Origin of the sequence: Pedobacter sp. UBA5917 (assembly GCF_002432345.1) — a bacterium.
Classification (GTDB): domain Bacteria; phylum Bacteroidota; class Bacteroidia; order Sphingobacteriales; family Sphingobacteriaceae; genus Pedobacter.
In genome coordinates, this window is the sequence record NZ_DJDT01000378.1 from 1 (window position 1) to 13,451 (window position 13,451).

Here is a 13,451-nt window from a genome sequence, read left to right on the forward strand (position 1 = left end):
ATAGGAGCGGAAAAAAGATTCTTAAGACTTAATAAACTTTTTTAATTGTGAATTTATTGCTCTGTTAATCAGTGTTTTGTATTTTTTTATAAAAAAGCATTAGCCCTTGTGCCACTTTTTTGTCCCTTGTTAGATAAGCGCTCAACATGCGCTCGCCAAACAAACATGCCCCAACAGGTAGATAAAGCACTGATAGAAAAATTCCTTAAAGGCTCTTGTTCCAAACAGGAAGAAGAGTTGGTCCGTATATTCCTGAAAAATTCAGAATCTGAAGCGCTGTTGAACGAAATCCTGTCGGCCAATCAGGTTAAAGATTTCGAATTGTTCGATGGTGATGATATACCCCATATCAAACAGGCACAATGGCGTACTGCAATCAATCTTCGTATTGCCGCCGAAAATGAACTGCCGGTTAAAAAACGTTTCAGCTTTAAATATGCGGCCATCTGGGCGGCCTTGCTGATTGTTACACTTAGTGTGTACCTGATGATGCATTTCGGAAAACCAGTGCAACAGGCCTCAATCTTTATCGAACGTAATAACCCCAATGGGCAACGCTCCAAAATTACCTTATCCGATAGTAGCGTGGTGTATTTGGGTGCTGGCAGCCGGTTAAGGTACCCTGAACGTTTTTCGACAGATAAGAGGGAAATCTCCCTTTATGGCGAAGCTTTTTTCGAAGTGACCAAAAATCCAAAAAAGCCATTTATTATCCACACCGGAACCGTGAGGACCCAGGTTTTGGGTACTTCGTTTAAAATAAAAGCATTTAAAAACAAACCGCTTAGCGTAGAGGTGGCTACCGGAAAAGTGAGGGTAGATGAGCTGAAAGGGAATAAGATCGAATCATTGGCCATCCTCATTCCCGGGCAAAAAGTAATTTATTTCGATGGCAAAGCCAGCATACGGGATATCGCCGTAAGTGATGTTACCGGTTTTAAAACTTCACAACTGGCTTTCCGTAATTCGTCTCTGTTCGAAATCTGCGAAACATTGGAACGCTGGTACAATGTTAAAATCAGTTTTAAAAGCCAACGGAAATCGCGCGATAGGATGACGTTGACCATTGATGCCACTGTACCTGTAAACAAACTTTTAAATGTGCTGGCAGCGGCCGGAAAATTCAGCTATAACATTAAAAATAATGAAATCATTATCCGTTAACATTCAAAAAAAATAGAAAGGAAACCAATGGACTGCACTTAACAAACTTCCCCAACCATAAGGAGGGGAAGTAGTCTTATCACATCATAAACCGCTTGCTTTTCGACGACAGAGCGGTAAATGAAGAAATATATCAACAATTACTCCCGGCTTGTAACCGGGCAAACCATTAATATACAAATTTATGCAAAAAGGATTACATCCTACAATTAAGTTTATGATGAGGTGTTCATTTATGCTTTTAATCGCACAGTTTACCTTTATCGGCGTGCTTTTGGCCGGGAGTGTTCACAGCCAGAACCTCGATCAGGTAATCAGTATCAATTTAGACCACTCTAGTGTAAAAGCAGGTCTGCTCAATATCCAGGAAAAAAGCGGTATTAAATTCGTACTTCCCGAGAAACTGCTCAATAACCTTAAAACCGAGGTTAATTTGGGCGAACAGAACAAAACTGTAAAGTACCTGATCGAAAAGGTGCTCGGCGGAACCAATCTCGAATACAAAATAGTAGAAGGTTATGTGGTAATTGCCCAGAAGCCGGTGCCACAGCAACCGGGTAATATTAGCGGCCGCATTACCGACGAAAAAGGAGGGCCGCTTCCGGGCGCTACAGTTAAAGTAAGCGAAACGGGCCAAACCGTTCAGAGTGATCCCGATGGGAATTACAGCATTTCGCTAAAACCGGGCAATTATACTATCGAAGTTTCCTATATCTCTTATCTCGCACAGAAAATAACCGGTGTAAGTGTAAAAGACGGCAAAACAACCACTTTGGGTTTTTCGATGAAACCTACCGATAACCAGCTTTCGGAAGTGGTGGTGAGTTACGGAAAGCAAAGAATGAAAGATGTTACCGGATCTATCGCCACCATTGATGCCACCCAGCTGCAGGATATGCCGGTAGGGCAGTTTGCACAGCAGTTGCAGGGAAAAGTTGCCGGTGTGCAGATTGCGCAAACCAGTGGGCAGCCAGGCCGTGGCATGGGATTTATTATCCGTGGTGCCGCTTCTTTTTACTCTAGTAACCAACCTTTATTTGTAATAGATGGCACACCGATAACCGGTAGCATCAACAACATCAATCCGGCAGAGATAGAAAGCTTTAGCTTTTTAAAAGATGCTTCGGCAACAGCACTTTACGGATCGAGAGCAGCCAATGGGGTAGTGTTAATTACCACCAAACATGCAAAACCAGGCGATTCGAAAGTAGATTTTTCAACTTATTACGGTATCCAGAAAATACCTACCGCCCGGTTGCCCAAAATGATGACCGCAAGGGAATTTGCCACCTTTATGAAAGAGCGTGGGGAAGACGGATTAAAATATGAGCCGGGTTATACCATCGCGGCCGATTATCACGCAGCTTATGATAATCCGGAACAATATGGTGATGGTACCAACTGGTTTAACCTGCTTACCCGTACAGCACCTATACAAAGCTACGATTTAACTGTTCAATCGGCACGCGAGCATTCTTCATCAACCGTTATAGCGGGCTATCAGGAACAGCAGGGCGTAGTGATCAATAACGGAACCAAACTGTTTTCGGCAAGGTTTAACCAGGATTTTACCTCAGCCAATAACAAACTTAAACTGGGCTTTAACCTGGCGCCAAGTTACAGGATGGACCACAACAACAGGCTGAACAGTGATGGGGTAGGTGGCTATTTCGAACGTTTTTTTGAAGCAAGTCCATTGGCATCGCCTTATAACCCTGACGGTAGTTATGCACGTAGTGTGGCTTCTCCAGGCATGGTGGCCTATATTAACCCATTGGCTACTTATATGCTTACCAATGATGATTACAACACCACCCGTATTTTGGGTAATGCTTACCTGAATTACGAATTTTTGCCCGGATTAAGTGTTAAAACCAACTTGGGGGTTGATAAAGGTGCCGAAATGCGTAAATATTTTCAGGGCGGATTGGTAACGGGCACACAGGGACAAAGCACAGGAACAAGCTCATCGGTTGATAATGGCTCGTGGACGGCAGAAGGAAACCTGGCCTACACCAAAACCTTTGGAAAAGACCACAGCATTGATGCGCTTATCGGCTATTCGGCACAGGAATTTAATACTTATAGCAACAACTTAACCGGACTTGGTTTTGCAAGCGATGATATTGAATATTTAAGTGCCGCAACCAGCATAACCGGTGGCAGCGGTGCAGGTTCTTATTCATTACTTTCGGCAATTGCCCGTATTAACTATGCCTATAAAGGCCGCTACCTGCTGTCGGCAGCGGTTAGGCGCGATGGATCATCTAAATTCGGCATCAATAAACAATGGGGCAGTTTCCCTTCATTATCGGCCGGATGGATTGTAAGCGATGAAGCTTTTATGAAAAACCTTAAAGCTATTAGTTTCTTAAAGCTCCGTGCTAGTTACGGCATTACCGGAAACAACTTTTTTGCAGGTAATTACGATTCGCAGGCCACCATCGGTACCTATTATTACAATTTTAACAACACCATAACCCAGGGGCAAACCATTAACCGCTTACCTAACCAGGAATTGAGGTGGGAGCGTAACAAACAGTTCGATCTGGGTTTAGAAATAGGGGTGTTGAATAACAGGATTACCTTTACCTACGATTATTACCGCAAACTTACCGATGGATTGATCCAGCAGCGTGCCATCCCAACTTCTTCGGGTTTCTCGCAGATTATCTATAACGTAGGCGAACTCAAAATGTGGGGCCACGAGTTCTCTATCAGCTCAAAAAATTTAACAGGAAACCTTAAATGGAATACCAATTTAAGCCTTTCTTTCGATCGTAACCTGATTACCAACCTGGTTGATCCGGGCTATATCAGAAGAAACGTAACCGTAAGTTCCGATTATTTCCGTCAGCAGGTAGGTCACCATTTAGGTGAGTTTTACGGCTTTATTTACGATGGTTTATATAAAGATGCAGCAGATTTAGCCAATTCTGCCAAATATTTAAGTACACCGGCAAAACCTAACGGAAGTTCGGATATCGGTACCATTAAAGTGAGGGACATTAACGGCGATGGTGTAATTGATGATGTAAACGACCGTACTTTTATCGGCGATCCTACGCCAACCTTTACCGGTGGTATGGTAAATAATTTTAAATACAAAAACTTCGATCTTACCATCGATATGACTTTTTCTGTTGGAGGCAAGATTTTAAATGCAGCCAAATGGGCATATCAAACCAACATGGACGGTTCGAGGGTACTGTTGGCAGCAGCAGCCGACCGCTGGCGCTCTCCTGAAAATCCGGGATCGGGCATTTATCCACGGACCAAATCAGGTACAACCGGTATCGGCCGTTCGGTAAACACACAATGGATCGAAAACGGATCTTACCTGGCCGCGAAGAATATCTCTTTCGGTTATACCATTCCGGTAAAAAACCTGATGCTTAAAAACCTCCGCGTATTTGCTTCGGTGCAGCAGGCCTTTGTCATCACCGGTTATTCGGGCATGAACCCCGAAATCAATGTGGGCGGATCAGATCCAACTTTGGGCGTGGGTATCGACGAAAATGCCTATCCAATTCCGAGAACATTTTCTTTAGGCATCTCTACCACATTCAGATAACCATTAAAGCTTAACAACATGAAAAAGATATATATAGCCATTGTACTGTTAACCATTGGCCTAAGTGCATGTAAAAAGGATTTCATCGAACTCAATCCCGAAGATTCGTATACAGACGGGGTATTTTATAAAACCGAACAGCAGTTCCGTGCGGCCGTAGTGGCGGCTTATGCACCATTGAGGGATGTGCTGATCAACGATTATTTTACATCCGAAATGCACTCCGATAATACCGTTTACCAGCCTATTCCGGGTAACAGGGGAACAGCTTACGTAGAACGCGAAAACATTTCAGACTTTACCAATACCTCTACCAATGCCTATGTTTCTGCCACCTGGCAGCACAGTTATACCGGCATTTCGCGTTGCAATATCATTATCGAAAGGCTAAAAGGATCCGACTTAAGCGATGCGGTAAAAGCTAATTTAGATGGACAGGCAAAATTTTTAAGGGCGCTTAATTATTTCAAGCTGGTGCGTTTATACGGCGGTGTCCCATTATCTGTAGCCGAGGTTAAAACTGCTGAAGATGCCTTTAAACCCCGCTCAACCGAAGCCGAGGTTTATGCGCAGATTGTAGCCGATGCAAAAGATGCAGTGAGCGAACTTGCTGCCCCTACAAAATTCCCGCAGACGGGCGAAGCCACCAAAGGTTCGGCAGCCATGTTATTGGCCAATGTTTATGCCGTACAGAAAAAGTGGGCAGAGGCCGAAACTGTACTGAACAGCCTGCTAACCATGGGTTACGACCTGAATGCCAACTATGCTGATGCCTTTTTACCTACCAATAAAAACGGAAAAGAATCGATCTTCGAGATCCAGTTTTTGGGCGGTACCATTACAGGTGCTACACCAAATGTACTTTCTTTCCACTTTATTCCACGCAGTAAAGATACCAGGGTATTAACCGGAATAGCCATTGATAATACCAGTACTGGTGGCTGGAATACGCCAAGCAGCGATCTGATCGCCGATTTCGAACCGAATGATAAACGCCTTGATGCTTCTATCGGTATCGCCGAGGGTACTTACGATGCAAGCAGTTACTTTGTTTATTCGGCAGCTAAAAGCATTATCAATTATGTGCCTGCCACCGGTAAAATCGGTGTGCCTTATATTAAAAAATACCTGCATTCGCCATTGATAGCTACCACAGGTTCGGGCGATGATTTCCCAATCTACCGTTTTTCAGATGCATTGCTTTTACTGGCCGAAGCCTTAAACGAGCAGGGCAAATCGGCACTTGCGCTGGCCCCACTCAATAGGGTACGGAAAAGGGCAGGTCTGGCTGATGTTACTACAACAGATCAAACCGAACTAAGAACCATTATTTTACACGAACGCCGTATAGAGCTGGCTTTCGAAAACAGCCGTTGGACAGATTTATTAAGAACTGGAAAGGCGATTACCGTGATTAATGCTTTTGGTGTTAAAATCAGGCAGCAGCTCCCATTCCTTTCTGCCGATGCTTATGTAATCGACAACCATAACCTGGTATTCCCGATTCCGCAGAACGAAGTTGGTTTAAACCCTAAAGTGATCCAGAACCCGGGGTATTTTTAATAGCTGAAGTCGCGTCACCCTTTCCCGATTTTAACATCGGGATTAGGGGTTTCACATTAGATAGACCCTGAAATAAATTCAGGGTGACGAACACGTTAGAAAAAGAAGTTTGGAATTTAAGCTAATAAGATACTGGCGTTCTCAACGGAAAAATAAAATTTAACCAATAATGATTTTGAACAAAAAACTTTTAAAGAAAAGCTTTTGTGTTTTTCTTAGCGCGCAACTGTTGCTCAGTACCAGTGCAACCCTGATTCCTTTAGGAGAAGAACCGGTAAATGATGATGAATTTTCCATTGTGGTATTGCCTGATACACAGTATTACACCTCGGAGAAAAACGGTGGTAAAAAAGAAATGTTTACCGCACAAACCGAATGGATTGTTAAAAATGCAACAAAAGAGAACATTAAATACGTGATCCACCTGGGCGATATTTCCGATAACGGCGAAATGTTCCCCGAGCAATGGGTAAATGCATCAAACTCGATGTATAAACTGGAAAAACCACAGCCGGGCTATCCGCAGGGTATTCCTTATGGCATGGCGGTGGGCAATCACGATCAAACCAAAAGCCAATACCCCTTAAGCGGTAAAACCGATCAGTACAATAAATATTTTGGCGTAGCCCATTTTAAAGATAAAAAATGGTACGGTGGCCATTACCGAAACGATAATGATAGCCATTACGATCTGTTCGAAGCTGGCGGCTACAAATTCATCACCATATTTTTGGAATACGATTCGTATGATGAAGATATCGAAGGGATGAACAAGTGGGCCGGTTCCATCCTCGAAAAATTCAGCGATCGTAAAGCCATTTTGGTAAGCCATTCTATCATCCATTTTAATAAAAAAACAGGCACCAACGAGAAAGGATTTCCCAAATTTTCTAAGCAGGGCCAACGCGTTTTCGATCGTTTAAAAAGTTACCCGAATGTGTTTTTAACCTTATCGGGCCATGTGGGCGATAATGGCGAAGGTTACCGTCAGGATGGTTATGCGGGTAACGTGATCAAATCATTATTGTCTGATTACCAGAGCCGCCCTGATGGCGGGCACGGACTAATGCGTTTGATGAAATTCTCCAAATCGAAAGACCTCATCAGCGTACGTACTTTTTCTCCGGTAACTGGCGAGGAAGAAACCGATGCCGACAGCAAATTTACACTTCCATGGTTCCACCATACCACAGTGGCCAGGTACCAGGATTATGATAATGATGGCATCAGCGAAATTTCATTCTTTTCAAATGGGATCTGGAAAATTGCCGGTAAGCCCGATGTTGCTTTCGGTAAACCGGGCGATATTGCTGCACCTGCAGATTATGATGGTGATGGTAAGACCGAATTTGCCGTTTTCAGGCCATCAGAAGGGAAATTTTACATTCAGGGCGGAAAAGAAATTGTGTTAGGGCAGGCAGGAGATATTCCGGTTTGCGGTGATTGGGATGGAGATGGTTTTGCCGATGCTGCGGTTTACCGTCCATCAACACTTACCTGGTATTTCGATGGCCTGGACAGCATTAAATTCGGACATAAAAACGGTGTACCTGTTCCGGCCGATTATGATGGTGACGGCATATTGGATGTTGGTTTTTTCCGTAAAGATAATTCTATGTGGCAAACCAGTTTGGGTAATATCCCTTTACAGGTAAAACACACACCTGGCGATATTCCTGTTCCGGCTGATTATGATGGGGATGGAAAGGCTGATATGGCCCTATTCCGTCCTTCAACCGGCGAATGGCTGATCGGGTTTAATAAACCAGTGGTTTTCGGGAAAGCGGGCGATATCCCACTTCCGGGCAATTACAAAAAAGGTGGAAAAGCAGCTATTGCTGTACTCCGTTCGGGTAAAATCTACCTGCAGGATAATTCAACAATCAATGCAGATGGGGGAGTTGTGGCCGATCTGGTCAATATCCTTCCGGCCGCCAGATTAATCATTAACCAGACAAAATAAGCTTAAAAAATAACCACGAACCACAAAATCAATTAGTTCTCAAAAAAAAAACTATGAAAAAAAATCAGTTACCGGCCACCAGTTTTAAAAATCTGGGGCGTTTAAAGCCTTTAACATTGGGTTTATTGCTTTCGGGGGCAATTTTTACCGGGTGCAAGGATCCGCAGTTGGCAGAAATAGACAAAACCTTTGCTGCAAAACCTGATGGGCTGGCCGCTGCAAATGCGGGTTTATTGGCAGGTCAGACCGAAATTAAGGTATTGTCTTTCAACGTAAGGCATAACGATCCCGGCGATCCGCAAACCATTACACAAAGGCAGAACAACATCAGGCAGATTATTGTAGATAATAATCCAGATGTATTCGGATTGCAGGAATTTTCTGATAACAGTTTCGAAACCTGGTTTAGGGGGCAGATGGCTACTTTAGGTTATGGCGAATATTACGATACGGCCATTACCGGCACACCAAAAGCCATCTTTTTTAAAAACAGCCGTTTTACCCTTAACAGTAGCGGTACTTTGGATATCGGCCCAACCAATACCTCAACCTGGGTAATATTAACTGATAAAACAGATTCGCAGAAATACTTTATCAGCAATAGTCACTGGCAGTTCGATTCGCAGGCCGTGCGCATTGATAATGCCAATGCGTGGGTTGCCGGTATCAATCAGAAAAATACCCAAAACCTGCCATTGATTGTTTTTGGCGATTTTAATGCCGTTCCGGGAACTACAGAAATCGGGATCTTAAAAAGTGGACTGGATGTGGTTGATGCCCTTGGCGATAGCGATGGCGAGCCTACTTTCCATGGTTGGACCGCAACGGGAACCAACAAACTTGATTGGATGATGAGCGACCGTAGCATGGCCTACACCAGTTCTAAGGTAATCAAAACCAGTTATGGTGGTTTCTGGCCATCAGATCATTGGCCGGTAATGGCCAGTTACCTGCCTTCGGTATTTGGAGGCGCGCATGTTGATGCCAATGGCTTAAGTGCGGCATCAACCACAAATTTTTATTTTGCAGATGTAAACGGGGATGGTAAAAAAGATAAAATTTACTGGAGATCAAACTTTGATGATGGTAAACCACAGGTTTTTCTTTCAAATGGTAACGGTACCTTTATCTCGCCAGCGGTTAAACACGCTGCAGGTGCATCAACTTTAGCTACAACACGTTACCATTACGCCGATGTAAACGGCGACGGAAAAGCGGATGAAATCCTTTGGGATCCTACCACCAATTCAGGACGTACCCGCGTGTTCCTGGCCACTACAAACGGAAATTTCAGTGCAACAGCAATTGAAAATCCTGAAGGTACCAGCGCCGGAAGTACAACGGTATACCATTTTGCCGATGTAAACGGGGATGGAAAAGCCGATAAAATTTATTGGAATGCCACTTTCGATTCGGGCCGTACCCGTGTTTACCTCGCAACTACCAACGGAAATTTTAGCGGTACAGTTGTGGCCGGTAGTGAAGGGGCAAGTACCACAGGCGGTACTACTTTTTATTATCAGGATGTAAATGGCGATGGCAAAGCAGATAAAATCCTTTGGCACCCTAACTTAAATTCGGGCAAACCTATGGTTTATCTTTCTGATGGCGATGGTACTTTTACCGCATCTGCAACCTTTAGCGATAGCGGCGCAACCAGCGTTTCGGACAGTACCAAATTCTATTTTGCCGATGTAAACGGCGATGGCAGGGCGGATAAAATTTATTGGAACCCAACAAACTACCTGGGTAAAATTAAAGTGTATTATTCTACCACATCGGGATTTGACGGACCGGTTTACTCGCTCCGCGGTACATCGCAGAGTGAAAACACTGTGTTTTACTTTTCTGATATCAATGGTGACGGAAAGGCAGACCAGATCCGTTGGAATTATGGCGAAAACAGCGGAGAACTTCGTAATTATTTCGCTAAGTAAAAATTAGCTTCAAATATGGTCTTGGCGTTCTGCTAAGACCATATTTTAATTTCTTTCTCTTGGTATCGGAGAAGCTTAACCCATCCACTCTATTTCACTACCCATACACAATAACATAAACTTATAAGTTCTTAAATGTCTTATACAGGTATGCAAAACGTAAACCTCAGGTGAACTCAGATGTCTAAGGTGGTGAAAAAAGGAATATGCCAATTATTTTTGACCAGCTAAGTCAAATTAGCGTGGGCAAGCACATATTTTTCTTAAATATCAAATATTGGTAGGAGATATGCAATATGTAAAACTTAGGTGTTAAGATGGTGAAAAACAGAATTTGCGAATTAGTTATGGCTATATAATTCACCTGTGATATTCTTCTCTAAACACATTCGTACAATTTAGCCCAATTTTTGCTGTTGAAGGAATTGAGTTTTAAAACCATGAACACAGATCCCCTAAAAATAGAAGTAACATACCAACAACCTTTTGAGGTGAAGATCGAATTTCCGCTACTGGTGCTGGCAGAATATAGGGGGATAGATAATCTTGATGAGATCTGGGATGATCATATTCTGTACTGGATAAACCAAACATTAAAAAATACCGGTGCTCATACCAAAACATCAAGCCTTGATATTTTGCCCAATATGTTTGATCCAAAAGCTGTTTTTTCGTTGCAGATGACTTTAATTGCCCAATCGGATGAGCTAAACCTTGGCTTTGTTGTTGAAGTTCTAAAAAATGAAGGTTTAGATAAGGGAATGGCAATCTGGAAGAAAAATAAATTTACGCAGGCATTCGAACTGCTTTATGCCGATCAACACGCAATTGTTTAATCTTCGGACAAAATTTTTCTTGAACTTTTTGTGGTTGATATTTTAATTTCAACCAATTGTTAGCATCGCGGAATATGGTCTTTTTTTGAAGCAGGATATGTACCTATTTTTTTAAATCCGTATCAATTTTCTTCCGCCCTTTATGCTGCTTTAAGATTTGTTATGTAATAACTCAGTGTGTGGGGTATTTCAAGATGTATACGCTGTAAAATTTCTTGATAAAGTTAAGTCTTAATTTTTACGATTTTTTAACCATTCGTGGAGTAATTTGGCTTATCTATCGAACAACTTCACCTTTCCACCGACACTTCCTTTTTGTACAATTGGGTTAGATTTAACTTTGCAGCTAGTTAAGTCATTCTGAAAACCCAAAAATGTGGTTGCGATCAGAACATGCAAAACCAAGCGATCTTCCTGCCTATTTAAAACATTTGAGTATCCGGTTTATTACGGGCAACTAAAGGCCTTCTAATACGAGTATATAATAAGTCCGCTTTAAATGATATAAACTAATGAAGTATATTTTACCATTGTTTTTGTTTCTGATCGGTTCTGAATCCTTTTGTCAAACAGGGGCTGGAAGTATAACCGTTGATAATTCAGAGGTATATATTGCAAGTGGTAGTGTAGAACAGCGCTTTGCAGAAGGAAGTTATTTTGGTCCAAAAGCAACTTGGACAATAGATGGTACACTCGAAATTTACAGTAAAAACATCTGGATCTCAGCGGGTGCTGTTTTCAATGGCAGGGGCAAAATAGTCATATACAACCCTGGCGATAATCCATACTATTTGGATATGGCTGCCAGCGCTACAAATATCGACGCAAACAATGCGGCCTTCATTAATTTACTCATCGAGCACCGGAATACGGGTAGCGCTATACTAACCGATATCAACGATCCTGGCTATGGCAGCATCACCCCAACAGGGGTAGCCTCTGCCTCATTTAATTTAGGAGCAGGGTTAAATCTGGCTGTTAACGGTGCAAATATGATACTTAATGGCCACGATCTCGCTTTTAATGCGAATGGCAGTATTACCGGTTATAGTGCCAACAGGATGGTGGTTACCGGTAATAGTATTTTGGGCCATGTGGTTAAAGAATATGCGGGGGCATCTAATTTTGTTTTTCCGGTAGGTATTGCCGAAAGGGATTATACGCCAGCAACTTTAGCCACTAAAGCCGCGGGTAAGGCTTTTGTAGGGGTGACGGATTATTTTACTTCCAATGCTGTAGGAATAAAAACAGGAGATGGTGTCAATCGTAACTGGCACATTTATGCGGCGGCCCCTTTACAGGTGGATTTAACTTTACAACATAACCAATTTACCAACGGATCGATATTTAACGATGCCGATGCAGGCATTGCACAATACCGTGGTGCCAATAAATGGGATGTGGTAAAGGGCATCAACCCGGATTTGGGCATACATAGCCGCACAAATATAAACCTACAATCTAACGATAATGCCAACGCGGTGTGGTTTACTAAATTAAATATTGGAGCGCTTACGATCAATGTTCCTAATTTATTTACGCCCAATGGTGATGGACTAAACGATGTTCTGGAAATTAATGGTTTGCAACGATTTGCGGAAAACGATCTGGTTATTGTTAACCGCTGGGGCAATGAGGTATTTAAAGCAAACGACTATCAAAATAACTGGACCGGTGAAGGATTGAATGAAGGAACCTATTTCTATGTTTTGCGGGTTAAAGAAAATAATAGCCAGGCTTGGGAGGTGTTTAAAGGCTATGTAACCCTGATTAGGGTATTTAAAAAATAAAGAATTACTATAAAGTTTAAAAACGGATTGCATGAAGAATAAACTGCTCTTAATTGTACCTTTTATGTTGCTTTTGCTTTCGGCATCTGCGCAACAAAAATTAAAGGATGGTACCTCTAGCGGAAATAATCTACCAAGTAAAGATGCCATATTGGAACTCGAAAGTACAAATAAAGGTTTGTTACTTGTACGGGTTGCATTAAAGGCCAGTGCAAATTCTGCTCCTTTAAGCACACATACTGCAGGTATGCTGGTTTACAATACCGCTACCGATGGCGATGTATTTCCGGGTATTTATTACAACGATGGAACTAAATGGATAAAAGTTTCTAACAGTGCTGGCTCAACGGGTCCAGAGGGTCCTGCCGGGAAATCTATTACAAGTGGTGCAGGTGCTCCAGCTGCAAGCAGTGGTTCGGTTGGTGATAGTTATATTGATTCCACTACTGGGGATGTTTATATCAAAGGTAGCGATGGTAGCTGGACCAAAAGTACGGGTTCGTTAAAAGGTGCCCAAGGTATTCAGGGACCAAAAGGCGATACTGGAGCCACTGGCGCTCAGGGTGACAAAGGAGATGCGGGAACCAATGGTACAAACGGTACACAAGGTGTTCAAGGTGAAAA

7 protein-coding genes and 1 pseudogene are annotated in these 13,451 nt (G+C 42.7%); all 8 read left to right on the top strand.

Features of this window, described 5'->3' with window-relative positions; translation table 11 throughout:
• Positions 1-165: 165 nt before the first annotated feature.
• The gene (locus B2V92_RS26490) at positions 166-1,164 is read left to right on the top strand and encodes a FecR family protein (protein WP_293313965.1); all 999 of its coding nucleotides are present in this window, start codon (positions 166-168) and stop codon (positions 1,162-1,164) included.
• A gap of 184 nt (positions 1,165-1,348) precedes the next feature.
• Positions 1,349-4,738 carry a SusC/RagA family TonB-linked outer membrane protein gene (locus B2V92_RS26495; RefSeq protein ID WP_293313968.1) on the top strand — a complete coding sequence of 1,130 codons (3,390 nt, stop codon included), beginning with the start codon at positions 1,349-1,351 and terminating at the stop codon, positions 4,736-4,738.
• Positions 4,739-4,756: 18 nt separating this feature from the next.
• Positions 4,757-6,301, top strand: a complete 1,545-nt coding sequence (locus B2V92_RS26500) for a RagB/SusD family nutrient uptake outer membrane protein (protein WP_293313971.1) — start codon at positions 4,757-4,759, stop codon at positions 6,299-6,301.
• Positions 6,302-6,476: 175 nt separating this feature from the next.
• On the top strand, positions 6,477-8,264 hold the full coding sequence (locus tag B2V92_RS26505) for a metallophosphoesterase (protein WP_293313974.1): 1,788 nt from the start codon (positions 6,477-6,479) through the stop codon (positions 8,262-8,264).
• Between the two features lie 53 nt (positions 8,265-8,317).
• Positions 8,318-10,201 (top strand): FG-GAP-like repeat-containing protein, encoded by a 1,884-nt coding sequence (locus B2V92_RS26510; protein WP_293313977.1) that lies wholly within the window; start codon positions 8,318-8,320, stop codon positions 10,199-10,201.
• 440 nt (positions 10,202-10,641) lie between these two features.
• A complete protein-coding gene (locus B2V92_RS26515; RefSeq protein ID WP_293313980.1) occupies positions 10,642-11,037 on the top strand; it encodes a hypothetical protein in 396 nt (131 codons plus the stop codon).
• Between the two features lie 512 nt (positions 11,038-11,549).
• On the top strand, positions 11,550-12,827 hold the full coding sequence (locus B2V92_RS26520) for a gliding motility-associated C-terminal domain-containing protein (RefSeq protein ID WP_293313983.1): 1,278 nt from the start codon (positions 11,550-11,552) through the stop codon (positions 12,825-12,827).
• A gap of 31 nt (positions 12,828-12,858) precedes the next feature.
• Positions 12,859-13,451: pseudogene (locus tag B2V92_RS26525) on the top strand (hypothetical protein); the annotation flags it as partial.